Source organism: Xylanimonas allomyrinae (assembly GCF_004135345.1).
GTDB lineage: Bacteria > Actinomycetota > Actinomycetes > Actinomycetales > Cellulomonadaceae > Xylanimonas > Xylanimonas allomyrinae.
The window spans coordinates 18,251-43,675 of record NZ_CP035495.1 but is presented as its reverse complement, the minus strand read 5'-3'; the positions used below and the strand labels follow the sequence as shown (position 1 = coordinate 43,675).

18 protein-coding genes are annotated in these 25,425 nt (G+C 73.1%); 10 read left to right on the top strand and 8 right to left on the bottom strand.

Annotated features, from left to right (window positions below; all coding sequences use genetic code 11):
- Nucleotides 1-103: 103 nt before the first annotated feature.
- From ET495_RS00165 to eno, 4 genes are all read right to left on the bottom strand, one after another.
- Nucleotides 104-745: a class I SAM-dependent methyltransferase gene (locus ET495_RS00165; protein WP_129201664.1), complete on the bottom strand. Its 642-nt coding sequence runs from the start codon at nucleotides 743-745 to the stop codon at nucleotides 104-106.
- Between the two features lie 5 nt (nucleotides 746-750).
- A complete protein-coding gene (locus ET495_RS00160) occupies nucleotides 751-1,272 on the bottom strand; it encodes a DUF501 domain-containing protein (protein ID WP_129201662.1) in 522 nt (173 codons plus the stop codon).
- Entirely contained in the window at nucleotides 1,269-2,057 is a 789-nt protein-coding gene (locus ET495_RS00155) for a septum formation initiator family protein (RefSeq protein ID WP_245993191.1), read from the bottom strand. The genes ET495_RS00160 and ET495_RS00155 overlap by 4 nt, the downstream gene beginning before the upstream one ends.
- 136 nt (nucleotides 2,058-2,193) lie before the next feature.
- On the bottom strand, nucleotides 2,194-3,477 hold the full coding sequence (gene eno, locus ET495_RS00150) for a phosphopyruvate hydratase (protein WP_129201660.1): 1,284 nt from the start codon (nucleotides 3,475-3,477) through the stop codon (nucleotides 2,194-2,196).
- 258 nt (nucleotides 3,478-3,735) lie between these two features.
- On the opposite strand from eno, the gene ET495_RS00145 reads away from it, so the two are divergent.
- Both ET495_RS00145 and ET495_RS00140 read left to right on the top strand, forming a co-directional pair.
- Complete coding sequence (locus ET495_RS00145; protein WP_129201658.1) at nucleotides 3,736-5,232, top strand: ABC transporter permease; 1,497 nt, start codon at nucleotides 3,736-3,738, stop codon at nucleotides 5,230-5,232.
- A gap of 22 nt (nucleotides 5,233-5,254) precedes the next feature.
- Complete coding sequence (locus ET495_RS00140; RefSeq protein ID WP_129201656.1) at nucleotides 5,255-5,941, top strand: ABC transporter ATP-binding protein; 687 nt, start codon at nucleotides 5,255-5,257, stop codon at nucleotides 5,939-5,941.
- A 69-nt stretch (nucleotides 5,942-6,010) separates the two neighbouring features.
- Here the strand turns inward: ET495_RS00140 and ET495_RS00135 are convergent, their stop codons facing one another.
- The 4 genes from ET495_RS00135 to ET495_RS17450 all read right to left on the bottom strand — a co-directional run bounded on the left by ET495_RS00135 (nucleotide 6,011) and on the right by ET495_RS17450 (nucleotide 16,107).
- Nucleotides 6,011-6,442: a hypothetical protein gene (locus tag ET495_RS00135; RefSeq protein ID WP_129201654.1), complete on the bottom strand. Its 432-nt coding sequence runs from the start codon at nucleotides 6,440-6,442 to the stop codon at nucleotides 6,011-6,013.
- A 228-nt stretch (nucleotides 6,443-6,670) separates the two neighbouring features.
- A complete protein-coding gene (locus ET495_RS00130) occupies nucleotides 6,671-11,068 on the bottom strand; it encodes an endo-1,4-beta-xylanase (RefSeq protein ID WP_129201652.1) in 4,398 nt (1,465 codons plus the stop codon).
- A 257-nt stretch (nucleotides 11,069-11,325) separates the two neighbouring features.
- Complete coding sequence (gene mfd, locus ET495_RS00125) at nucleotides 11,326-14,964, bottom strand: transcription-repair coupling factor (RefSeq protein WP_129201650.1); 3,639 nt, start codon at nucleotides 14,962-14,964, stop codon at nucleotides 11,326-11,328.
- Between the two features lie 171 nt (nucleotides 14,965-15,135).
- Nucleotides 15,136-16,107 (bottom strand): hypothetical protein, encoded by a 972-nt coding sequence (locus tag ET495_RS17450; protein WP_162616313.1) that lies wholly within the window; start codon nucleotides 16,105-16,107, stop codon nucleotides 15,136-15,138.
- 164 nt (nucleotides 16,108-16,271) lie between these two features.
- Here ET495_RS17450 and ET495_RS00115 point away from each other — a divergent pair, with 164 nt between their 5' ends.
- The 8 genes from ET495_RS00115 to ET495_RS00080 are packed head-to-tail and all read left to right on the top strand — an operon-like array spanning nucleotide 16,272 to nucleotide 25,425.
- Nucleotides 16,272-17,129: a WecB/TagA/CpsF family glycosyltransferase gene (locus ET495_RS00115; RefSeq protein ID WP_129201648.1), complete on the top strand. Its 858-nt coding sequence runs from the start codon at nucleotides 16,272-16,274 to the stop codon at nucleotides 17,127-17,129.
- A complete protein-coding gene (locus tag ET495_RS00110; protein ID WP_129201646.1) occupies nucleotides 17,129-18,076 on the top strand; it encodes a glycosyltransferase family 2 protein in 948 nt (315 codons plus the stop codon). The genes ET495_RS00115 and ET495_RS00110 overlap by 1 nt, the downstream gene beginning before the upstream one ends.
- Entirely contained in the window at nucleotides 17,976-19,745 is a 1,770-nt protein-coding gene (locus tag ET495_RS00105; RefSeq protein WP_245993530.1) for a GMC family oxidoreductase, read from the top strand. Before ET495_RS00110 ends, ET495_RS00105 begins: the two co-directional genes overlap by 101 nt.
- Before the next feature lie 14 nt (nucleotides 19,746-19,759).
- Nucleotides 19,760-21,199, top strand: coding sequence for a glycosyltransferase family 2 protein (locus ET495_RS00100; protein ID WP_129201644.1), 1,440 nt, complete (start codon nucleotides 19,760-19,762; stop codon nucleotides 21,197-21,199).
- On the top strand, nucleotides 21,172-22,563 hold the full coding sequence (locus ET495_RS00095; RefSeq protein WP_245993189.1) for a glycosyltransferase: 1,392 nt from the start codon (nucleotides 21,172-21,174) through the stop codon (nucleotides 22,561-22,563). Before ET495_RS00100 ends, ET495_RS00095 begins: the two co-directional genes overlap by 28 nt.
- Complete coding sequence (locus tag ET495_RS00090) at nucleotides 22,560-23,267, top strand: hypothetical protein (RefSeq protein ID WP_129201641.1); 708 nt, start codon at nucleotides 22,560-22,562, stop codon at nucleotides 23,265-23,267. Before ET495_RS00095 ends, ET495_RS00090 begins: the two co-directional genes overlap by 4 nt.
- A complete protein-coding gene (locus ET495_RS00085) occupies nucleotides 23,264-24,010 on the top strand; it encodes a hypothetical protein (protein WP_129201639.1) in 747 nt (248 codons plus the stop codon). The genes ET495_RS00090 and ET495_RS00085 overlap by 4 nt, the downstream gene beginning before the upstream one ends.
- Nucleotides 24,007-25,425 (top strand): O-antigen ligase family protein, encoded by a 1,419-nt coding sequence (locus tag ET495_RS00080; protein ID WP_129201637.1) that lies wholly within the window; start codon nucleotides 24,007-24,009, stop codon nucleotides 25,423-25,425. The genes ET495_RS00085 and ET495_RS00080 overlap by 4 nt, the downstream gene beginning before the upstream one ends.

Genomic DNA, 25,425 nt, shown 5'->3' with positions numbered 1-25,425 from the left:
GCGCCACCGCGTCGCCGCCCCGTGCGCGAGCCCGAGGGGTCACCCGCGCCGCAGGCACCCGGTGGAACGGGTCGTGTGGCGGGTCTCGGGTGCGCGAGACCCGCTACACCTCCGGGATCCGTGCCGTCAGCAGGAACACACTCAGCGGAGCCAGGCCCGAGCGCGTGTACCGCGCACCGCACCACAGGTCCTCGACGACGACGTCGGAGTACCCACGCCGGGCAAGCCGCGCCGCGAGCGCCGGCCGGTCGAACCCGTCGTGCCCGTCGAAGCCGTCCACGTCACGGTGGTACGCGCCACCGTCGGCGTCGAGGTCGGCGACGAACAGGCGCCCGCCCGGCGCGACCCGCACCAGGGCGTCGGCGACCGCGTCGAGGTCGCGGATGTGGTGCCAGGACATGCTGGAGACGACGACGTCGGCGCGCAGGCCCTCCGGCACGCCGCGCGTCAGGTCGAGCTCGCGCACCTCGACGGAAGGGTCCCCGGTCGCCGCGGCGCGCGCCAGGTCGAGCGCCTGCGCGTCGACGTCGGCGAGGACGACGCGCGCGAACGCGCCCGCCAGCCGCAGGCCGACGTGGCCGGGGCCGCAGCCGTAGTCGAGCACCGTGAGGGTGCTGGGATCGTCCAGGCGCGAGCGCACGGCCGCGGCGATCATGTCGGACCGCTCTGCGCCGACGCGAACGTTGTGGGCGAGCTGCTCGTCCGGGAGCGGGTGGTCGCCGTGGTGCGCCGCGGAGTGGTTCATGGCGCTCAACACGTGCACCGGTCGCGCCGCCACGTACCGGCCGCGAGCGTGAGCGCCTCGTCGCCCAGCGGGTTGACTCCCGGGCGGGCGAGTGCGTGAGCCATCAGCACGTGCAGGCACTTGACGCGCGCGGGCATGCCGCCGGCCGAGATGCCGTCGATCTCCTCGACGTGCCCCAGCTCCTCGCGGTCGGCGAGGTAGGACTCGTGAGCGCGCCGGTACGCGGCCGCCAGCTCGGCGTCCTCGCTCAGGCGCTGCGTCATCTCCTTCATCACCCCGTTGGCCTCGAGGGTCGACGCCGCGGCCACCGCACCGGGGTGCGTGAGGTAGTACGTCGTCGGGAACGGCGTGCCGTCGGGCAGGCGGGGCAGCGTGCGGGCCACGAGCGGGCGCCCGCACACGCAGCGTGCGGCGATGCCGGCGACGCCGCGTGGCTCGCGCCCGAGCTGCTCGGCGAGCACCTCGAGGTCGGCGGGCGTGACGTCGTCGGGACTCGCAGGGACGGGGAGGACGGGGCCGGTGCTCACTCGCCGATTGTCTCAGACGGCGCTTCGGCGCCGGTGTCGTCCGGGGTGCCGTCGTCGGAGGCGGGGGGCGGGGTGTCCGACGGCGCGGGGCCGTCCGCGACCCGCACGGAGTCCCACAGCGAGGCGTACCAGGGGATGCCGCCGCCGGTCGCCAGGCCGACGACACCGGCGTCGACGGGCTTGCCGGTCGCGGGGTCGACGTCGTCGACCACCGCGTCGCCGCCGATCGTGCGCCACACGTGGTCGCCCGGCATGACGAAGTGCAGCTTGTCGCGCGCCTGACCCTCGACGTATGCGGGGTCCTCCCACCGGTCGAGCTCCTGCTTGAGGTGGTCGGCCTCGGCCTGCGTGCCGGCGACCTGTGACCGGAGCTGGTGCAGCTCCATCGACTGCTGGACGGCCGCGTGGATCGTGGGCACCAGCAGCACGGCGGCGATGAGCAGCACGACCGCCAGCACCAGGAGCCGGACCGTCAGCACCTCGGGCAGCACCAGGCCGTTGTGGGCGCGGCGCCGGGCGTCGCGGTCCGGTCCGCCGGGCCGGTTGAGGATCGCACGCGCCCCGGTCCCCCGGGCCGACGCCGGCACCGAGCCGTTGGCGGTCACGCGCGGTCGCGGCGCGGCCGGGCGGGCCGCCGCGCCGCGGCCCGTCGTCGTGCGCGGCTGCGCGGCGCGCGGCGATCCCGCACGCCCCGCGTCGTGGCCCGCGGCACCGCCGCGCGCACCCGTGCGCGCACTCGAACGCGAGCCCGGGCGGGGGGACGAAGGCGGGCGACGCGGAGGCACGTCCTGATTGTGCCGACCTGCACGCGCTCCGCCGGGGACGCGGCGCGGCGTGCCCGTCACCCGGCGTTCGCAGACGACGGCGGGCCGCCCCTTCGTGAAGGGACGGCCCGCCGTCGTCGTGCAGCCTGTGGGGCGATCAGCCCTTGAAGCGCGGGAAGGCGCTGCGACCGGCGTAGACACCGGCCTCGTCGAGGGCCTCCTCGATGCGCAGGAGCTGGTTGTACTTGTTGATGCGCTCGCCGCGGGCCGGGGCGCCGGTCTTGATCTGGCCGGCGTTGGTGGCGACCGACAGGTCGGCGATCGTCGTGTCCTCGGTCTCGCCCGAGCGGTGCGACGTCATGGTGGTGAAGCCGTTGCGCTGGGCCAGGGTCACGGCGTCGAGCGTCTCGGTCAGCGTGCCGATCTGGTTGAGCTTGACCAGCAGCGAGTTGGCCGACTTCTCGGCGATGCCGCGGGCGAGGCGCTCCGGGTTGGTGACGAACAGGTCGTCGCCGACGACCTGGACCTTGTCGCCGACCTCGGTGACGAACGCCGTCCAGGCAGCCCACTCGTCCTCGGACAGCGGGTCCTCGATCGAGACGATCGGGTAGTTGGCGACCATGTCCGCGTAGAGCGCGATCATGTCCTCGGTCGAGTGGACCTCGCCGTTCTTGAAGCGGTACGCGCCGTCCTTGAAGAACTCGGTCGCGGCCACGTCCATGGCGATGGCGATGTCGGTGCCCGGCGTGAAGCCGGCCTTGCCGATGGCCTCGACGATGAGGTCGAGCGCGGCGCCGTTCGAGGGCAGGTCGGGGGCGAAGCCACCCTCGTCACCCAGACCGGTCGCGAAGCCCTTGGACTTCAGCACCGACTTGAGGGCGTGGTAGACCTCGGCGCCCGAGCGCAGGGCCTCCTTGAAGGTGCCCGCACCGATCGGGGCGATCATGAACTCCTGGAAGTCCACGGTCGAGTCGGCGTGCGAGCCACCGTTGAGGATGTTCATCATCGGGACCGGCAGCACGTGGGCGTTGGGGCCACCGACGTAGCGGAACAGGTCCAGGCCGGCCGACTTGGCGGCAGCCTTGGCGACGGCGAGCGACACGCCGAGGATGGCGTTGGCGCCCAGCTTGCCCTTGTTGGGGGTGCCGTCGAGGTCGATCAGCGTCTGGTCGATCAGGCGCTGCTCCTCGGCGTCGTAGCCGATGAGCTCGGGCGCGATGTCGTCGATGACATGGTTGACGGCCTGCTCCACGCCCTTGCCCAGGTAGCGGCTCTTGTCGCCGTCACGCAGCTCGACGGCCTCGAAGGCGCCCGTCGAGGCGCCCGACGGGACGCCGGCGCGCGCGAACGTGCCGTCGTCGAGGACGACCTCGACCTCAACGGTGGGGTTGCCGCGCGAGTCAAGAATCTCGCGGGCGCCAACGGCTTCGATGCTAGCCACGGGTACTCCTTCAGGATGGCCGGTTGTGCCTTGTGGTCGTGAGTCAGCGTAGGCCCGATGCCGAGCCGCGGCGCGTCCGCCGACGAGCGGACGACGCTGGACCCACTAGTGGTCGGACCATAACACGCACGGCCTGACGAACCCTGGGACAGCGGCTCACAGTGCGCGATCAGGCGGCGAGGGATGTCTCCCCAGGTGACGGCCCTAGCGTCGACCCGGACCGGCGCACACCGCGCACGCCTCCCCGATGGAGCCGACATGTTCTTCACCTATCTCCGCCGCGAGCTGCGGCACCGGCGCAAGCAGACCGTCGTCGTGACCACCGGGCTGGGCGTCGCGATCGCCCTCGTCATGGTCGTCTCGTCCGTCTCCGCGGGCGTCCGCGACGCCCAGGGGTCGGTGCTCGACGCCGTCTACGGCGTCGGCACCGACATCACCGTCGCCCAGACCGCCCAGCCCGGCGCGGCGCGGCTGGGCCCCCGCTTCGAGTTCAAACAGGACGACGGCACGACGTCCGCCGACGGCGGCTCCACCCAGCTCTCGCAGTCGCACCTCATGGTGCGTCCCGGCACGACGGCGTACGACGCCGCCGCACAGGGGACCGTCGCCGGCCTCGACCACGTCTCGGGTGTCGCCGCGACGCTCACGCTCCAGAACATCGAGTTCTCGGGCGACCTGCCCCAGCCCGGCCAGGCGCCGGAGGGCGACCCGCCGGCCGACGGGCAGCCCCACGTCCGCGTGTTCGGCGGCGGCGACTTCGGGATCGACCAGACGACCGTGACCGGAGTCGACCCGTCGGGTGACGCCGTCGGACCGCTCACCACCGTCACCGTGACCGACGGGCGCGGCCTGCAGGCCACCGACGCCGACGCCCAGGTCGCCGTCGTCGACGCCCAGTACGCCGACCAGCAGAGCCTCGCCGTCGGCGACACCGTCGACATCGGCGGCAGCACGCTCAAGATCGTCGGCATCGTCGGATCGACCAGCGGAGACGGCGTCGCCACGGCCTCCGACGTGTACATCCCGCTCGGCCTCGCGCAGTCGCTGTCCGACTCGGCAGGCAAGATCACCAACCTCTACGTCTCGGTCGACTCGGCGTCGCACGTCGACTCCGTCGCCGACGCCATCTCGGCAGCGCTGCCCGACGCGTCCGTCAGCACGCAGTCCGACCTGGCGGGCGACGTCACCGGGTCGCTGGCCACCGCATCCTCGCTCGTGTCCAAGCTCGGCACGGCCCTGTCGATCGTGGTGCTCGTCGCCGCGTTCGGGCTCGCGGTGCTGTTCACCGTCTCGGGCGTCAACCGCCGCACCCGCGAGCTCGGCACGCTCAAGGCGATCGGCTGGTCACGGCGGCGCGTCGTCGGGCAGGTCGCGGGCGAGGCCGTCACGCAGGGCGTGCTCGGCGGCGTCGTCGGCATCGTGCTGGGCGGGATCGCCGTGCTCGCGATCAACCTCGCCGGGATCACGCTCACCGGGTCCAACGGCTCCGGCTTCTCGTTCGGCGGGCCGGGCGCACGCGTCGCCGACGCCGTCGGCGACGCCGCACGGGCCGGCGGCCCGTTCGGTGGTGCGGCGCAGGCCCTGCACGGCGGGGCGAGCAACGCCGTCGACGTCGTGCTCCACGCACCCGTCTCGGTGTGGATCGTGCTCGCCGCCGTCGGGCTCGCGGTGCTCGGCGGGCTCCTGGCGGGCACCGTCGGCGGCCGCCGCGCCGCCCGCCTGCGCCCCGCCGAAGCGCTCCGCTCGCTCGCCTGACCCCGCTCCCGAAAGGCTCCCCATGTACCAGCTCGAGAAGGTCTCCCGCGTCTACCAGCAGGGCAAGCGCGTCGTCCACGCGCTGCGCGACGTCGACCTCACCATCGCCGACGGCGAGCTCGTCGCCGTCCAGGGCCCCACCGGAGGCGGCAAGTCCACGCTGCTGCAGATGCTCGGCGGGCTCGACCGCCCGACGTCGGGCAGCGTGCGCCTCGGGGCGGACGGCGCGACGCCCGACGACCTGGCCACGCTCGGCGACAAGGCGCTGACCGCGGTGCGCGCCGATCGCATCGGGTTCGTGTTCCAGAACTTCAACCTCATCCCCACGCTGACCGCGCAGGAGAACGTCGAGACGGCGCTCGTGCCCGCCGACGTCGGTGCCCCCGCGCGTGCCGAGCGCGCCCGGGCGGCGCTCGCGTCGGTCGGGCTCGCCGACCGGGCCGACCACCTGCCCGGCGAGCTGTCGGGCGGGCAGCAGCAGCGCGTGGCGATCGCACGCGCGCTCGTCAAGGAGCCCAGCGTGCTCCTGGCGGACGAGCCCACGGGCAACCTCGACGAGGGCACCCGCGACGAGATCGTCGAGCTGCTGGAAGGCCTGTGGCAGGACAAGGGCCTGACGGTCGTGCTGGTCACGCACGACTCGACGGTCGCCCGGCGCGCGAAGCGCCGCCTGCACATCGCCGACGGCCAGGTCACCCAGCTCGCCTGACCGGCACCACCCCGACGGCGGTACGGGTTTGTGCAGGAATCGGCCCGAACCCTGCACAAACCCGTACCCTCACCGGACGGCGGCCGCGGCGCGCAGGCGGCGGCGGATCAGGAGCCAGGCCGGGATCGTGAGCACGAGGATCGGCGTCGCCGTCAGGAGGGCGAGGCCCGCAGGGGGGCCGCCGATGCTGCGGCCGTTCATGTCGAGCGCAACCCCCAGCAGGATCGCGCACGCCACCATGAGGCACACCGCCGCCACCGACACGGCCGCCCGCTGGGACCGGGCGCGGGACCTGCCCAGCTCGACGGCGGCCCACGCCGCGGCGACCGCCCACTGGAAGAACGCCACCGAGGCGACGAGACCGACAAGATAGGCGTTCCCGAGCGACGCCGGAACCTCGTCATACCGACGCGACGCCTCGACGACACCCGTCGCGACAGCGACCTGCGCGGCGAGCGAGGTCAGGAGCACCAGAACGGCGGCGACACGCACGGTCCACATGGGGCAAGCCTCCTTCGTCCCTTCAGGATGGCACGGAGGGCAGCCGACGACGGGGCATCCCCCGACGCGGACGGGGCTGCACGGACACGGGGCCCCGGACGTCGCACGCGCGGCCCGGACGCGTAGCCGCTTGGACGAGGACCAGGAACAAGCGCGGCCCCCGGACACGAAGATCCGGGGGCCGCGACGGCTCGTCAGTGCTCTGCGCCGCTCAGCGCAGCGGGCACCTCAGCGAAGCCAGCACGTCGCCGCGTGCCAGAAGCCCGAGAACGAGACGTGGTGACCCGACGACCCGTGACCTGCGTTCCCGTGCTTGGCGGGGGTGTGCCCGTGGCCGGTTGCGGGGGCCTTGCCGGGAGCGTGCGGCTTGCTCGGCTTGCTCGGCTTGGCGGGCTTGGTCGGTTTCGTCGGCTTGGCGGGCTTGCCCGGCTTGGCCTTCGCGGTGACCGGAGCCGACGTCGCCGGCACCGGGTCGAACCCGCGCGCCGTCGCCGTGACCACCACGGTGATCGCGTGCCCGACGTCGGCCGTGACCACCTTGTACGTCGAGCCCGTGGCCTTGGCGATGGCCTGCCCGTCGCGCTGCCACTGGTAGCCGTAGCTCAGCTTGTCGGGCGAGGCCCACGTGCCGTTCGACGCCGAGAGCGTGGATCCGGCCTCGGCCTTGCCCGAGATCGCGGGCACCTTGACCGCGACCGCCGACGCCCTCGCGCCGACCACCGTGACGTCGTCCCAGCCCACGAGCGTGCCGTCGGCACGGAACACCGCGACCCGGCGCACACCGGGGGTCACGTCGGCGCTCAGCGCCACCGTGGCCTTGCCGTTCTTGCCCGTGGTGACGGTGCCCAGCGACACGGGGTCGGAGTAGAGCCACACGTCAAGGTCGGCGCTCTTGACGCCCGTGCTCAGGTCGAGCGTGCCTCCCGCGCGCACGACGTCGTCGGCCGTGACCTTGCCGCGGTTGCCGGCCGTGAGGTGGTCCGCCGGGACCGGGGGCACCGGCGTCGGCGGCGTCTGGGCCGCCACCAGGTGCCCGACGCCCCAGCGGGACGTGGTCTGGTAGCCCGTGCCCGACGGCTCGGCCCACGTGTGGACCGCGTACCGGGCGCCGCCACGGCCGTCGTTGACCTGGAAGTCGAGGCCCTGGAACGTGTCGGCCCCGCCGAACGGGACGTCGTCCTGCCCGCCGGACTGGCCGGTGAGCGCGACGGCCAGCTCGACCACGTAGCCCGTGTCGGTGCGTGCCGTGGCCGAGGTGAGGCGTTCTGCCTGCGCGGTCGCGTCACCCGTGCCGAACGACGTCTGGTTGTCCACCGAGATGCGCATCTGCGCGTCGTTGGGACCGTAGCCGCCCGCCTTGGTGTTGCCCAGGTCGAGGAACAGCTCGACCGAGTCGCGGTTCCACGGGTCGGAGGACGAGACGTCGATGACGGGGTCGGTCACCTGGTAGAGGACGTACAGGGTGTCGTCGCCCTTCCAGAGGGTCCGCACGTCGGCCTGTGCGCCGTCGGCCGCTCCCTCGACCGCCGTGCCCGTGTGGACGACGTTCGCCGTGCTCCACACGTCGTCGACGACGCCGTCCACCGCCGGGGCGTCGCCTCCGGCCTCGGCCACGTCGACCGTCGCGAGATTCTCGAGGAAGGTCAGCGTGCCCGTCGACCCCGGGCTGTTCCAGGCGCCGACGACGTCCGACCCGGCCAGGGCGCGCACGTCGAGCTGCGCGGTGCCGCCCTGGACGATCCCGCTGTGCGGGATGTGGATGACGGCTCGCCAGCCCGCGGCGTCGTCGAACACGACACCCGTGGCCCCGCCCGAGCCGACGCCGGCCTTGGTCAGGCCGTACGTCTGCCCGCCGTAGGCGACCTCGACCGCGTCCGTGGCGTCCGAGGCGACGGTGACCAGCAGCGTCAGGTGGTCGGGCGTCCAGCGGGGGACGAACGACCCGGCGCTGCTCGTCAGCTCCTGGGCCGGCTGGTTGCGCCAGTCGACCGCGTCGGCGGCGGACGCGTCGAGCGGCACGTCACCGCCGAACACGTTGGCCGCGGTGAGCAGAGGCGGCACCCCCGCGTCGTCGCCGACGGCGCCGAAGTAGGCGTACTTGGCCTGCAGGCCGCCGTCGAACAGCAGCGGCGCCTGCGCCGAACGCCACGAGCGGGCGTCGGTCAGACCCCACAGGGTCACCGAGAACAGGTCGTCCGCGTGCTTGCGGAACACGTCGAACGCGTCGCGGTACCAGTGGCCCTGCTTGATGAGGTTGCCCTCGGTGACGGGCGTGCCGACCGTCGCGTCGAGCTCGGTCACGGCCTGCTTCACGGGCAGGTCCTCGAACCGGGTCAGGGCCGCGTCCATGCCCGACGCGGGCGTCGTCAGGGACGAGTGGAACTGGTGGCCCACGCCGTCGACCGGGACGCCCGCGGCCAGCAGCCGCTGCACGAGGGCGTGGTAGCGCTCGAGCTTCGCGGTGTCGGTCTCGGTGTTGTACTCGTTGATGAACAGGGCGATCGGGCGGGCCGAGCCCGCAGCGGCGTACTGGTGGTTGAACGCCTCGTCCGCGTACTGGAACGCGAGCGAGAGGTACTCCTCGCCCAGCACCTGGTACCAGGGGCTGCGGCGCAGGCCGTCGTCGGTCGCGTTGTCCGAGATGACCTCGTTGGCGACGTCCCAGCCGACCATCGGGTTGGTCGCCGAGCCGAAGGGTCCGTAGTCACCCGCGATCGACGCGGCGACGTTGAAGATGTGGTCGTGCAGGCGCTGGCGCAGGAACTGCTTGTCGGCGTCCGACGACGTCAGCGGCGTGCCGTCGTCGCGCTGGAAGAACCACGCCGGAGTCTGGCTGTGCCACACCAGGACGTGGCCGTAGACGCGCAGGTCGTTGGCCTGCGCGTAGTCGAGCAGCGCCGTCGCGTCGGGGTTGCGGCGGAACTGGTGGTCCGCGTCGTACCAGGACTCGACCTTCATCGAGTTCTCGGGCGTGATCTGGTCGAAGTGGTGCAGGACCAGCTCGGACGCGTTGCCGGTCGTCTCGCGCGAGTCGACCGCCACGCCCATGCCCGGGATCGCGACCGAGTCCTTGAGCGGCGTCAGCGACGTGTCGACCACCGCGGGCTCGGGCACCCACACCTTCACCTGGTCCACGAGGAACGGCGAGACGTTGCCCGAGTTGTACTTCGCCTCGAAGTAGATCTGGCCCACGGTGTCGTAGGCGGGCATCGTGAACTGCCCGCCCACCTTGACCCAGCCGTCGTTGCGCACCTCGCTGATCGCGGCAAGGTTGGAGAACGCCTCGACGCCGCCCTTGACGGTGCGCGCCGACAGCGTCAGCGCACCGGTCGGCTGCCCCTCGGCGAACCGCACCCATGCTTCGAAGGCCAGCGTCGCGCCCGCGGTGCCCGACGTCGTGAGGTCGTACTGGATCCCGTCGCCGTCGCTGTCGCGGTCGGAGACCTGGGCCGCGTACGCGGACCCGTCCGCACCACCCGCGACGACGGCGACCGTCGGCGCGGTGGTGTTGGCCTGGCGCGGCGCCCAGCCCTGGAGCGTCTGGTCCTCGAACCCGGTGTCGACCAGGACGGTGCCCGGCTGCGGGCCGGTCGGCGTCGTCGTCGGCGTCGTGATCTCCACGTCGTCGAGCAGGTAGGTGTACGCGCCGCCGCCGGCCTGGTCGGCGCTGCCGATGTAGACCTTGGTGGTGGCCGGGTCGGCGTTCGCGGGGACCGTCCAGGAACCGCTGATCGTCGCCCACGCACCCGAGGTGACCGTCGTGTTGCCGATCCAGCCGTACGCGCCGGAGCCGTCGACGGACGCGAAGCTGACCCAGCGCACCTGCGTGTCGGGCACGCCGTCTGCCAGACGCACCTGGGCGGAGATCGTGTAGGTGGTGCCGGGGACGAGCAGGCCGGGCGTCGTCTGGATGCCCGTGAAGTCGCTGGCGCGGTCGTTGACCTGGAGCGCGTAGCCCGAGTCCTGCGCCGCGTAGGTGAGCGTGCCGGTGCCGCCGCCCGACTGCTGGAGGTTCGTGCCGAGCGTCTGGTCGTCGAAGCTCGCGCCCGCGACCGTGGTGACCTGCGCGGGAGCCGTCACCTCGACGTCGTCCAGCAGGAACTCGGCCGTGGCCGAGGCGGACTCGACGTACAGAATCGTCGGGGGCGAGTCCGGCAGCACCGTGTAGTAGCCGTCGAGCTTGACCCATGCGCTGTCGGTCACGTCGACGCGCGAGCCGACCCACGGGTACTCGTTGCTCGCGCCCGGCTGGTTGACGCCGAAGTTGAGCTGCGTGGCCGCCTGGCCCGCGACGAGCTTGACCCAGCCGGTCACGTGGTAGTCGCCCGCGGTGAACAGCGAGCTCACGTCGACCTGCGCGCCGTTCCACCCTGCCGTGCGGCCCGACAGCTTCAACGCCTGCGCGCCCGAGTGGGCGTCGCCGTCAAGCGTCGCGGTCGCGCCGCGGCCAGACCACGGTGCGGGACTCGCGCCCTCGAAGTCGCTGCCCAGCACCACGACGTCGGCGGCTGCCGCCGGCGTACTCGTGGCGACCAGCGCCGTGACCGATCCGGTCAGGGCGAGCGCAGCCGCCGTCAGTCCAGCGAAGAGTGCGCGACGCACGCCCCGCGCCTGGAAATTCCTCATCCCATCGCTCCCTTGCGAACAGCGGTCCCGCAGGGCCGCACACGAGCGCCGCCGTGCGCCCACGGTGTCGAGACTAGGTCTGGACACCCTTGTCGACAACGTTTTCGGCGGGTGTATCAGCTTGCGGACCGGGTGACTTTCAGGCGTCCGGGCGCAGGCCCCCGCAGCAGGGCTGCGCGGGGTCTGCGAGGTCTCCGTGCCCTCCCCGGCGTGTCTCAGGTGGCACCCGCCGCGGACGGACCCCTACCGCTCCCCCGCTACCGCGCCGTACCCACCGACGCCGCCGCGCTCACCTCGCCCAGCACGACGGCGTCCACGAGCTGCCGCGCCCACGCCAGCACCTCGGCACCGCGCAGGGGCTGCCCGCCGATGCGCGCCGTCGTCGGGAACGGCACGAGGAACGCGCGGATCGCGGGCTTGAGGACGGTGCCCGGGTACAGGCGCTTGAGCCGCAGCTGCGCCGACTCGGGCAGGTCCACCGGCGCGAACCGCACGTGCTTGCCCTGCGCGGTGACGTCCGTGAGACCCGCACGGCGGGCATGGTTGCGGAAGTCGGCGACGTCGAAGAGGGCGCTGGCGACGTCGGGCAGTGCGCCGTACCTGTCGACGAGCTCCGCGCGGACCTCGGCCAGCAGGGGCGCGTCCGTGGCGGCCGCGATCTTCTTGTACGCCTCCAGGCGCAGGCGCTCGGTCGCGATGTACGACTCGGGCAGGTGCGCGTCGACCGGAAGCTCGATGGTGACCTCGGGCTGCTCCTCGGGGGCGTCGCCGCGGAACGCGTGGACGGCCTCCCCCACCATGCGCACGTACAGGTCGAACCCGACCCCGGCGATGTGCCCCGACTGCTCGCCGCCCAGCAGGTTGCCGGCGCCGCGGATCTCGAGGTCCTTCATGGCGATCTGCATGCCCGCACCGAGGTCGGTGTGCGCGGCCATCGTGGCCAGGCGGTCGTGCGCCTGCTCGGTCAGCGGCCGCTCGGGCGGGTAGAGGAAGTAGGCGTAGGCGCGCTCGCGCCCACGCCCCACGCGCCCGCGCAGCTGGTGGAGCTGCGACAGGCCCAGCACGTCGGCGCGTTCGAGGACGAGGGTGTTGGCGTTGGAGATGTCGAGGCCCGTCTCGACGATGGTGGTGCACACCAGGACGTCGAGCTCCTTCTCCCAGAACCCGCGGATGACCTGGTCGAGCTGGTTCTCACCCATCTTGCCGTGCGCGACGCCCACCCGGGCCTCGGGCACGAGCTCGCGCAGGCGCTGCGCGGTGCGCTCGATGGACTCGACCCGGTTGTGCACGTAGAACACCTGGCCCTCGCGCAGCAGCTCGCGGCGCACGGCGGCGGCGATCTGCCGCTCCTCGTAGGCGCCGACGTAGGTCAGCACCGGGTGGCGCTCCTCGGGCGGCGTCTGGAGGGTCGACATCTCGCGGATGCCGGTCACCGCCATCTCGAGCGTGCGCGGGATGGGAGTCGCGGACATGGCCAGCACGTCCACGTTGGTGCGCAGCTGCTTGAGCGTCTCCTTGTGCTCGACGCCGAACCGCTGCTCCTCGTCGATGATGACCAGCCCGAGGTCCTTGAAGTGCACCTGGCCCGTGATGAGCCGGTGCGTGCCGATGACGACGTCGACCGTGCCGTCCTTGAGGCCCTGGAGGGTCGCCTCCGACTCGCGGGCGCTCTGGAACCGCGACAGCGCCGCGACCTTGACCGGGAACCCCTGGTACCGCTCGGAGAACGTCTCGAAGTGCTGCTGCACCAGCAGCGTCGTCGGGACCAGGACGGCGACCTGCTTGCCGTCCTGCACCGCCTTGAACGCGGCGCGGATGGCGATCTCCGTCTTGCCGTAGCCGACGTCGCCGCACACCAGGCGGTCCATCGGCGTCGGCTTCTCCATGTCGGCCTTGACCTCGTCGATGGTGGAGAGCTGGTCGGGCGTCTCGACGTACGCGAACGCGTCCTCCAGCTCGCGCTGCCAGGGCGTGTCGGGGCCGAACGCGTGCCCCTGCGTGGCCATGCGGGCGCTGTAGAGCCGGATGAGCTCCCCCGCGATCTCACGCACGTGCTTGCGGGCCCGCGACTTGGTGTTCTTCCAGTCGGCGCCGCCCATCTTGGACAGGCTCGGCGCCTCGCCGCCCACGTACTTGGTGACCTGGTCGAGCTGGTCCATCGGCACGAACAGCCGGTCCCCGGGCTGCCCGCGCTTGCTGCTCGCGTACTCCAGCACGAGGTACTCGCGCGTCGCGGCGTTCGCGCCCGCGCCGAGCGTGCGCTGCACCATCTCCACGAACCGGCCGACGCCGTGCTGCTCGTGCACCACGTAGTCGCCGGCGCGCAGCTGAAGCGGGTCGACGACGTTGCGGCGGCGGCTGGGCAGCTTGCGCATGTCGCGCGTGCCGGTGCCCTGACGGCCCGTGAGGTCGGACTCGGCGAAGACGGCGAGCCGCAGGTCGGGCGCGACGAAGCCCTTGCCCACGAGCGCGGGCAGCACGAGGACGACGCCGGGCTCGGGCAGCTCGTCGAGCACGGGCACGAGGCGCGCCGGGCAGTCGGCGGCCATGAGCTGCTCGGTCATGCGCTTGGCGGGACCGTGGCCCTCGGTGGTCAGCACGAGCCGCCACCCCTCGCCCTGCATGCGGCGCACGTCGGCGAGGGCGCGGTCGAGGTCGCCGCGGTAGGCCTCGACGTCGCGCGCCGCGACGACGTGCGTCCCCTCCGGAACGCTCGCGGATTCCTCTGGGACGCCGGCGTGCGGGGCGCCGGGGTGCGTCAGTGGTTCGGACGCCTCCGAGGCCTGCGGGTCCAGGCCGAACGCCGACAGCGTCCACCAGCCCAGGCCGCGGCGCGCGGCCACCTCGCGCGCGTCGGCGAGGGTCGAGAAGCTGGCCGACGACAGGTCGATCGGGGCCGCGCCGCCCGCCACGGCCCCCGTCCAGGCCGCAGCGAGGAACTCCTCGGTGGTCGCCACGAGGTCGTGCGCCCGGCGGCGCACGCGCTCGGGCTCGTCGAGCACCAGGAGCGCGTCGTCGGGCACCAGGTCCAGCACCGGCACCATGTCGTCGACCAGCACCGGGCCGAGCGACTCCATGCCCTCGACCGCGACGCCCGCCGCGAGCTTGTCGAGCATCTCGACCGCCCCCGGCATCCGCTCCACCAGCGCGGCGGCGCGCGCCCGGACGGCGTCGGTCAGCAGGATCTCGCGGCACGGCGGCGCCCACAGCCCCTGCTGCGCGATCTCGAGCGACCGCTGGTCGGCCACCGAGAACCAGCGGATCTCGCTGACCTCGTCACCCCAGAACTCGACCCGCAGGGGGTGGTCCTCGGTGGGCGGGAAGACGTCGAGGATGCCGCCGCGCACCGCGAACTCGCCGCGCCGCTCAACCATGTCGACGCGCATGTACGCGGCCGCCACCAGCCGTTCGGCGATCGTCGTCAGGTCGGCGCTGTCGCCGTCGTGCAGCGTGACGGGCTCGAGCTCGCCCAGCCCCGCGACCACGGGCTGCAGCAGCGCGCGCACGGGCATGACCAGCACGCGGATCGGCCCGGCAGGCCCGCGCGCAGCGGCCGGGTGGGCCAGGCGCCGGAACACCGCGATGCGCCGGGCGACGGTGTCGGCGCGCGGGCTGAGCCGCTCGTGCGGCAGCGTCTCCCACGACGGCAGCACCGCGACGTCGTCCGACTCCTCGTCGGGCAGGTAGGCGCGCACCGACGAGGCGAGCTCGTCGGCCTGGCGGCCCGTCGCGGTCACGACGACGAGCGGCCGGCGCCGGGACGCCGCGACCAGCAGCGGCGCCCGCACGCCCTGCGGCCCGACGACGTCGACGCGTCCGCGCGCACGGACGTCCTCCAGGGCGGCGGCCGCCCCGGGGTCGGCGAGGACGGCGGGGACGAGGCCGGTGAGGTTCACGAGTGACGCTCCGGGTCGAGGGATCCGCGCCACGGGGCCTCGGCGGGCTCGCAGGCGCACGACGACGTGCCCGGATCGTCCCCTGGGCAGGGCATCCGGGCTGCCGGTCCAGCGTACGCCGGGCCAGGAAGGATCGCGGAGTCCCGTTCCACGGCCCGGCGGCCACAGGCGTCAGCGAGGCCGCGTCGCCGCTCCCCGCACGTGCCGGGTGGTCCGTCGCCCCTCGCCCGGGCTCGCCTGCTCCTCCCACGCCGCCGCGAGGTCCAGGCTCGCTGCCACCACGACGAGCGCGGCCCCGGCCAGCATCCCCGCGCCGGCCGCGAGCACGCCCACGATGCCTCGCGGGGTGACGACGCCGGTGCCCGCTCCGGCCGCAAGAACCGTCACCACGACGACGCCGAGCGCGGCCATGACGAGCGGGGCGAGCACGGGCCGAGGGGCGACGTTCACGGTCGTCGTAGGCAGGTTCCGCGCGGGCAGGTTCCGCGCCGGCAGGTTCCGCGCACGGACGCAGCCACGCACCGCACGCACGGCGGCCGACGCGGCCGACGCGACGACCGCCACCATGAGCATCGCCAGCACGCCGTCGGCGAACAGGTGCCACCGGGCGAGCACGACCGCGGTGCCCACGCCCACGAGCGCCACGACCCCGCCCGCAGCGACGACGCGACGGCGCGTGGACGCGGCCGCGACGACGGCCACGAGGGCGGCGGCGGCGGACGCGCCGTGCCCGCTCAGCCGCGTCACGGCGAACGCTCCGCCCGCCGCACCCGGCAGCGGGAGCACCCCGGCCTTGACGGCCTCGACGGCCAGGTAGCCCGCCGCCGCGACCGCGGCAACCACACCCGCCTGGCGCCGGTCCCGCCTCGCGACGAGGACCGCCGACAGCACGGTGACGACGCCCAGGAAGGGTCCGGCGAGGTAGGCGAGACCGCCCCGCATCCAGTGCCAGACCCCGTCCTGGTAGCCCCCGACGGCGGCCACCGTCGCGGCGTCCCAGGCGCGCACGCGCGGCAGTGCGAGGTACGACGGTCCCGCTGCCACGAGGCAGGCCACGACGGCCGCGATCACGAGCGGCGTGCCGCACGAGCGCCACCGGGCCCGAGCCGTCGTGGTGGCGTGCGAACTCTCGACCTCGTCCACGCCGAAACCCTCTCAGGCGGGTGCCGTGTCGCCGTGACCCCGCCGGGCTTTTCACCCTTCCACTCGACATTTCGCCCGGAACGACACCGTTCCCGGACCCGAGCGGGGATTAGCGTTCCAGGTGGTGAGGCATCGACGAACGATGCACGGCAGCGGAGGGGAACATGACGCTGAGCAACGCCCAAGCACACGTCGTCGAACGGGCGGTCGCTGCTCGTGGCGACCGCCCGGCGCGCATCACGGTCGGCGCCGTGCCCGTCGACCTGTGCTCCGAGCCGATCGCCGTGACGGCGATCCGCGAGCGGTCCACGACCGACGACGCGACGCCGCCGCTCGCGGTCGTCTCGGTCAACCTCGACCACCTGCACTACTTCGGCTCGGGCGGCTACCTGCACGGCGCGTTCGGAATCCGGGAGGGTCGCAGCGCACCGCTCCACTGGCTCCACCTCATCGACGGCGCACCGATCGCGACCCGGACGGAGCAGCTCACCGGCACGCGCTGGCCGCGCCTGGCCGGCAGCGACCTGATCGGTCCGATCCTGCGCAACGCGGCAGCCGACGGCGTGAGCGTCGGGTTCGTCGGAGGTGCGCCCGAGACGCACCTGCTGCTGCGTCAAGCGCTCGCCGTCTCCCACCCGCACCTGCGGATCGCCGGCCTGTGGGCGCCGTCGCGCGCGGACCTGCTCGACGCCGACACGTCCCATGCGCTCGCCCAGGAGATCGCGGCGGCCGACGTCGACATCCTGGTCGTGTGCCTGGGCAAGCCGCGGCAGGAACTGTGGATCGACCGGTACGGCGCGCTGAGCGGCGCCAAGGTCTTCCTCGCGTTCGGCGCGGTCGTCGACTTCCTCGCGCACCGCGTCCGGCGCTGCCCGGACTGGATGGCGCGGCACGGGCTGGAGTGGGCGTGGCGACTCGCCCTCGAACCGCGGCGCCTCGCCCGGCGCTACCTGGTCAACGGCCCGGGCGCCTACCTCGCGGTGCGCCGCACCCCGCCCGTCGAGCCACCCGCGGACCGGTGATGATCCGTACAGACGTGCGTCGCTCGCACACCGCCGACGGCGCCGCGGTCGACGACCCGTCGGCGTTCGCCTTCCCTGCCGAGCGGCCGCCGCTCGGAACCGCCGAGGGTTCTGTGATCATCCCCGCCCACAACGAGGCGCAGGTGATCGCGCGGACCCTGCGCGCGCTGGCACCGCTGGCGGCCTCGCCGTCCGTCGAGGTCATCGTCGTGTGCAACGGCTGCTCGGACGACACGGCACAGGTGGCCCGGACCTTCCCCTGGGCCCGGGTCGAGGACACGCCCGAGCGCTCGAAGACCGCTGCGCTCAACCTGGGTGACCGGATCGCGACCCGCTGGCCCCGGCTCTACCTCGACGCCGACATCGAGGTCTCCCCCGCCGCCGTCCTCGAGACCTTCGCGGCGCTGACCGGGCCCGGCGTCCGCGCGGCGCGCCCGACGCACGCCTACGACATCTCCTCGGCGTCACCGCTGGTCCGCGGCTACTACCGCGCACGAAGCCGGATCCCGGGGCCCCTGCGGCTCTGGGGCGCCGGCAGCTTTGCCACGAACGAGGAAGGGCACCGGCGCCTGGGCGCGTTCCCGGCGGTGACGGCCGACGACTCCTGGTTCGACGCGCAGTTCTCCGAGAGCGAGAAGCAGATCGTCTCGACGACGCCCACGCGGGTGCGAACCCCGCGTACCGTCTCCGACCTGGTGAACGTCCTGTCACGTCAGCGCCGCGGCTACCTCGAGCTGCACATCCCTGCCGAGACCCGCTCACGGGGCACGGCCCTGACCGCGTCGATCCGTGGGCCACGGACCGCGCTCGACGCGATCGCGTATGCCGCGATCACCGTCGTCAGCCGTGCCCTCGCGGATCGCGCGATCCGGCGAGCGGGCGCACACACCTGGGAACGCGACGATTCGACGCGCGTCCGCAACGAAGATCGAGAGGCCTTCTCATGACAATCCTGTCTCCCTCGGAACCGCTCGCCAACGACTACGACTGCTGTGTCGTGGGCGCGGGACCCGTCGGGCTCGCGTTCGCGCTGGAGTCCGCACGAGCAGGGCAGAAGGTGCTGCTCGTCGACGCGGGTACGGCCACCTCGGGCAAGCGCGACGTCTCCGCCGCCCACGGCACCCGCACGCACATCGTCGACCCCGCTCGGCACGCCCCGATCGACCTCACGACACGCCAGGGCATCGGGGGGACGTCGTGGCTGTGGGGCGGGCGGTGCGTGGCGTACGAGCCCATCGACTTCCAGGAGCGCGACTACATCCCCGACAGTCGCTGGCCGATCGACTTCGACGACGTGCTCCCGTCGTACGCGGCTGCCGCCGAGCACCTGGACTGCGGGGCGGCGGAGTTCGCCTCGCCCCGGCCCGACTGGGACGGCCTCACCGAGTTCCGGATCTCGAACCTGGAGCGCTGGACGCGCCAGCCCGTGCTCGCCCCCGGGCTGGGCGCCCGGGTCACGTCCCACCCGCTGGTCAGCGCGCTCCTCGGCGCCCGTCTCGTCGACCTCGACCTCACCGACGACGGGTCCGTGGCCGGGCTCGTCGTCGAGCGCGCCGGCGCGCGGTTCTCCGTCACCGCCGGTACCTACGTCCTGGCGATGGGCGGGCTCGAGATCACGCGCTTCCTGCTGGGGGTGCAGCGTCGCCGGCCCGAGCTCTTCGGCGGCGTCGACGGGCCGCTCGGCCGCTACTACATGGGGCACGCCACGGGCAGCATCGCGGACATCGTCCTCGACGACCCGAAGCGCGCAGCCGACCTCGACTTCGTCCTGGACGAGCACGACACCTACATCCGCCGGCGGTTCACCTTGACGGAGGAGGCGCAGCGCGCGCACCGCGTGCTCAACACGAGCTTCTACCTGGACAACCCTCCGTTCTACGAGCAGGACCACAAGAACGCGACCCTGTCGCTGGTCTTTCTCGGGCTGCGCATCCCCGCCGTCGGACGCCGCATGATCGCGGAGGGGATCCGGCTGCGGCACATCGGCGAACCGCCGTACGCGATCGGCGCGCACCTGCTGAACATCGCACGCCGCCCGTGGCGGGCGGCCATCGACGTCCTCGACGTCCTCCGTCACCGCTACTGGTCCTCCGTCCGCAAGCCCGGCTTCATCCTGCGCAACGAGGGCGGCCGCTACGCGCTGCACTACCACGGCGAGCAGGTCCCGAACCCGGACTCCCGCATCACCCTGGTCCCCGGGACGACGGTCCCGTCCTGCGGGTCGACTACCGCTACGTCGAGCAGGACATCGACTCCCTGCTGGCCGCGCACGACCTGCTCGACAAGGAGCTGCAGGCGGCCGGCCTCGGGCACCTCGAATACCTCGCTCCCGACGAGCCGTCCGTGCGCGCCTTCGCGTGGGAGCAGTCGACCGACGGCTTCCACAGCATCGGGACGACGCGGATGAGCGCGGAGCCGGGCGACGGCGTGGTGGACAGGGACTGCCGTGTCCACGGCACCGACAACCTCTTCATCGCGTCGAGCAGCGTCTTCCGCACCGCGGGCGAGGCCAACCCGACGTTCTTCGCCGCCGCCCTTGCCGTGCGCCTGGCACACCACCTCGCCGACCGTGCGCCTGCGGCGCACGCCGACGCCGACGCCGCGTCGGCCCGCTGAAACAAGGGGGCTCCATGATCGACTCACCGCTCGCACACGCTCCCGCCGCGCGCGCGACCGACGGTCGGTTCGTGGACCCCGACGACCACGCGGACGTCGCGGTCGTCGTCGTGACGTACAACAGCGCACGTGATCTCGCCCGCCTCCTGGAGTCGTTGCGCCGGGAGGCGGGCGCACAGCGCCTGCGCGTCGTCGTCGCGGACAACGCCTCGGCCGACGGCACGCCGGCGACGGCACGCGCCCACGACGACGTCGTCACGGTCGAGACCGGCGGCAACCTCGGGTACGCCGCTGGCATCAACGCGGCGCTGCGTCACGTCGGCGACGCCGACGCCATCCTCGTGCTCAACCCCGACCTCGTCGTCGAGGAGGGGTGCATCGCCGCGCTCCGCCAGCGGCTCGCGTCGAGCGGCGCCGGCGTCGTGGTGCCCCGGTACCTCGAGGACGGCGCGGTGTTCACCTCGCTCCGGCGCGAGCCCTCGGTGCTCCGCGCGCTCGGCGACTCGGCGTTCGGCGAGCACTTCGCTCGGCGCCCGGGTGCGCTGAGCGAGTGGGTGCTCGACCGCCGCGAGTACGCCGCGGCGCACGAGGTCGAGTGGGCGACGGGTGCGGCGCTGCTGATCGACGCCGCGGTGGCACGCACCGTCGGCGACTGGGACGAGCGGTTCTTCCTCTACTCGGAGGAGACGGACTTCTTCCGACGCGTCCGCGAGGCCGGCGCCTCCGTCTGGTACGAGCCGGCCGCCGTCGTCCGCCACGAGCGCGGAGGTTCCGGCCACTCCGTCGAGCTCGACAAGCTCGTCACCGTCAACCGCGTGCGCTACTTCCGCAAGCACCACGGCCGGGTGGCGTCGGCCTCGTTCCGCGCGGTCACCGTCCTGCACCAGCTCGCCCGCGTCGCCTCGCCGGTCTACCGGCCCCTGCTCTTCTCGGTGGCCGACGAGTCGAGCTGGCCGACGTTGCCGAGGGCGCAACGGATCCCCGACGCGCAGCGCGTCTCGCAGGCCCGCGGAACGCTCGTGGTCGACGCGCGCCGCCTGCCTGAGGACGCCGCCAGCGCCGAGGCCGTCGCCACGACCGTCCGCGCCCTGGCGCCGTTTGCGGCCAACCCGCGCGTCCAGGTCGTCGTCGCACGCGCCGACGGGCTGCACGCCGTCGCGCCGGGAGGCGTCGCGGGCGAGGCGGCGGTGCCCCTCGGACCGGGCGCGGGCGGCCTCGCCGCGCCACCCACGCTCGTCGTCGAGGCGGGCCTCGCGCCGGACGCGGCGGCCGTCGTCGACACCCTTGACGCGTCCGAGGCGACCGGCGCGCCGGCCGCGCCACCGCACGAGTGGTGTCTCGACGACGCGCGACCGCTGGTGCGCCTCTTCACGCGGCTCGCTCCGGCGTCGCTGCGCGGGGGCCCGCGTCGCCGCGGATGTACTGCGTGCCGACGCCGGCCGACAGCGCGCTGACGTTCGCCCCCGGGGGCACCAGCCCCGTGGACACCAACCCCGTCCGCGTGCCCGTCCCCTCCTCCGTCGGCCGCCTGCACCGGGACAGCCGGCGCACGCCGGCGGACGACGCCCCGCTCACGCGCCCCGACGGCGGCACGAGGCCTCGGGTGCTGCTCGTCGCGCCCGCCGCCGACGGCGAGGACATCAGCGAGGCGTGGAACGCGTACCAGTGGGTGCGGCTGCTCGCCGAGGAGACCGACCTGACCGTGCTGACCTCGTGGAAGCGGGGGCACACGCCGCTGTCCCGGCAGCTTCCCGGCGTCCGCATCATCGAGTGGAGCGAGGCCCCGCTCGTGGGGCGGGTCGAACGCCTCAACAGCCTGATGCAGCCCGGCTACCCGCTGTTCTACTGGCGTGCGCGCCGCTGGATCAGGCGGCGGCTGGCGGCGGGCGAACGCTTCGACGTGGCCGCTCAGGTGATCCCCGTCGCGATGCGCTATCCCTCGCCGGCGGCCGGTCTGGGCATCCCGCTCGTGGTCGGGCCGGTCGGCGGGAGCCTGCCCTCGCCGGCGGCGTTCGTCGCCGAGGAGGGTGCGACGCCGTGGTACCAGCGGCTCCGCGCCCTCGACAAGTTCCGCCTGACCCACGATCGCGCGCTCCGCCGGACGTACGAGTCCGCGGCGTGCGTGATCGGGATCGCCCCGTACGTCGCGGAGTTCCTCGACGGGCTCGCCCTGCGGCGGTTCGAGGCCATGAGCGAGGTCGCCTTGCTCGACCTGCCGCGCGCGCCGCACGGGGTGCGCCCCGAAGGGCCGATCCGTCTGCTGCACGTGGGGCGCACCATCCGGACCAAGGGCCTGCGTGACGCGATCCGTGCGATGGCGGCGCTCCGCGACCTCGACGTCGTGCTCGACGTGCTCGGCGACGGCAACGACCGTGCGGCGTGCGAGGCACTGGTCCGGGAGCTCCGCCTCGACGACCGGGTCACGTTCCACGGGATGGTGCCCCGGGCCACGGTGCACGAGTTCTACACGCGAGCGGACGTGTTCGTCTTCCCGAGCTACCGCGAGCCGGGTGGCGGGGTCATCCTCGAGGCGCTCTCGTACGGGCTCCCCCTCGTGATCACCGACCGGGGCGGGCCCGCGTCGTTCGTGACCGACGCCTGCGCGTACCGCGTCCCGGCCGTGTCTCCGGAGCAGCTCAGCGCCGACTGCGCGACGGCGATCCGCGAGCTCGTCGAGAACGCGGACCTGCGCGTGCAGATGGGCGCCGCGGCACGCGAGCTGGCCGCGTCCACGCACCTCTGGTCGCACCGCGTCCATCGGATGCTCGGGCTCTTCGAGGAGCTCGCCGGTGCCGGCATCACCAGGACGGCACGATGAACGCGCGCACCGTGCTCCACGCCGTCCGGCACCGTTGGTACGTGTGCGCGCTCGTCTGCGCGGCCTTCGCCGTCTTCGGCGTCACGCAGATGCAGGGCGGCGGGACGTACTACAGCAAGACCGCCGTGTGGTTCAGCATCAACATGCCGCCGCCGCTGATGCCCGACAGCGGCGCGGACACCCCCGACGTCATCGCGTTCGCCGGTGCGATCGCCACCCAGCTCAACAACGGCCGCGCACCCGCCAGCTACTCGTCACCCGACGCCCCGTACTACGGCGCCGGCGTGCGGCAAGGCGTCCTCGTCGGCATCCGCGACGTGGGCGGCCAGTGGGCCAACTGGTTCACGCGAGCCGTCATCGACCTGCAGATCGTCGGACCCAGCGAGGAGTGGGTCACCCAGCAGCAGGACGGCCTCATGGCACGCATCCAGCAGGCCGTGCACCTGCGCAGCGCCGGATCGGACGAAGCGTCACCGGACACGGTGAACGTCCAGGTGGAGCAGTTCACCCAGGGCGTGGAGCACGTCGAGCCGTCGCTCGTCATGCGGGCGATGGCGTGCGCGGCACTCGGCCTCGCCGCGATTCTCGCCGGCGGCCTGGCATCCGTGGCGGCCGACTCCGCAGGCCACCGCATCACAGCCAGGCGACGCCCTCTCACCGCAGCGAACGAGTCCACGACCGAGAGCGAGACGAGTCACCCATGAACACCACTGAGATCTTGCGCGGCATCCTGCGACGCTGGTACATCGTCGCCATCGGGCTTGTGGTCAGCGTCGCTGGGTCCGTCGTCGTCTGGAACACCGTCCCGCCGACCTACGAACGGTCGGCGTCGCTCCTGCTGATGCCGGGAGCGGACCTGCTGCCCGAAGGGGCGTCCAACCCCTACCTCTACCTCGGCAGCCTCAGCACGGCAGCCGACATCCTCGCGCGCGCGTCTGCCGAAGGCCTGATCAGCGACCTGCAGCACGAGTTCCCCGGAGCCGAGTTCACGATCGGCAGGGACTACTCGACGTCCGCCCCCGTCGTCAGCGTGCAGGTGGAGGCCCCGACCGACGGCGCCGCCGCGGCCGGCGTCGACCGCGCCATGGCGGGAATCACGTCGACCCTGGGTGCCATGCAGGACGAGAGCAACATCGCGTCGAGCGAACGGATCTCCGTCCAGACGCTGTATGTCGACGGCGACGGCACCGTCAAGCAGCGCACGAGGATGACGGCGCTCGCCGCGACGGGCGTCGCGGTGATGTCCCTGTCCGTCGTCCTGGCGGCGCTCGTCGACGCGATGATCCTCAGGTCCCGGAGAAAGACCGCACGGCTCCCGCGGCGTGCGGCCGCCGGCCCCCGCGAGGCCGAAGCACCTGCGGGAGAGGACACGGAGGGCGACGCCATGCGAGGTGCCCGCAACATCATCCGGGACGACTTCGAAGCGCTGATCCGTAGTCAGAGATGAACGACTCGGCCCGCACCACACCCACGCTCGCCCCGCCCGCGGTCCACGCCTCCGCCACCGCGGCCGCGCTCGAGGGCGGGACCGTCAGCACGCGGACCCACGGCACGGCCGCGACGGCGATGCTGACCACATACATGGTGCTCCTCTACGCCATTCCCTCGAACCTGCAGTGGTCGCCGCTGGGCTCGCTCGGCAAGCCGTCGACCGTCTTCGGGATCGGCCTCCTGGGATGGTGGCTGCTGACCCGCTGGAACGCTCGCACCCGGCCCCGTGCCGTTCGGCGCTCTCCCGTCATGACGTTCTTCCTGGCCTTCTGCGTCGTGATCCTCGTCAGCTATGCGGCCGCCCTGCTTCGAGGCCAGCCCTCCGACCAGGTCGGATCGATCACGACGTCGCTGGTCCGGATCGCCTCGCTCGGCGGCGTTCTCGTGGCCGCTTCCCACGGCATCCGGACGCGAGCCGAGATGGTGCTGGTGTTCCGGCGGCTGACGATCACGGCGAGCATCCTCGCGGCCCTGGGGTACGCGCAGCTGTTCACGGGCTCGACGCTCGTCGGCTGGGTCTCGAGCCTCCCCGGGCTCGCCGTCGAGTGGGGCGGCACCATGGACACCAAGGGCGGGCTGCTGCGTGCGGTCGGCACGTCGACGCACCCGCTGGAGTTCTCCTCGTCGATGACGGCACTCCTGCCGATCACGCTCGCCTACGCGGCCCTCGCGCGCCATCAGCAGGTCCGGCATCCGTGGCGCCGCTACGTCCCGCCGGCGGCCGTCCTGGCGCTCCTCGTCCTGACCGTCTCGCGCTCGGCGATCATCGGCATCGTGATCGCGCTCCTCATCGTGATGCCCTTCCTGCCCCGCGCGTTCCGCAAGGTGTTCCTCACCGTGGGCGTCCTCGGCGCCGGCGCGCTCACGGTCGCCTACCCGCGCGTCATCCTGACCACGCTCTGGTCGTTCACCGGCGTCGCGGAGGACCCGAGCGCGCTGTCACGCACCACCGCGCTCAGCCGGGTACCCGAGTTCGCATGGTCCTCGCCCTGGTACGGAGCCGGGCTCGGCGCGTTCCTGCCCCGGTACTACATCTTCGACAACGCATGGGCACTCATGCTGATCGAGGCTGGGCTCCTGGGCGTGTGCGCCTTCTTGCTGATGCTCCTGTCGGGCGCCGTCGGCAGCCTCCGCACCGCGATGCGGAGCACCGACGTCGAAGGCCGGGCGCTGGCCGGCGCGCTCGCCTCTGCCGTCACGACGACGGCCGTTCTCATGGCGATGTTCGACGGGCTCAGCTTCACGATCTTCGCCGGCACGTTGTTCCTGGTGCTCGGGCTCGGAGTCGCCGTGCGACGCGTCGAAGCATCGAGCACCGTGGCATCGGGCACCGTGGCATCGGGCACCCCGGCATCAGCACTCCCGCGGTAG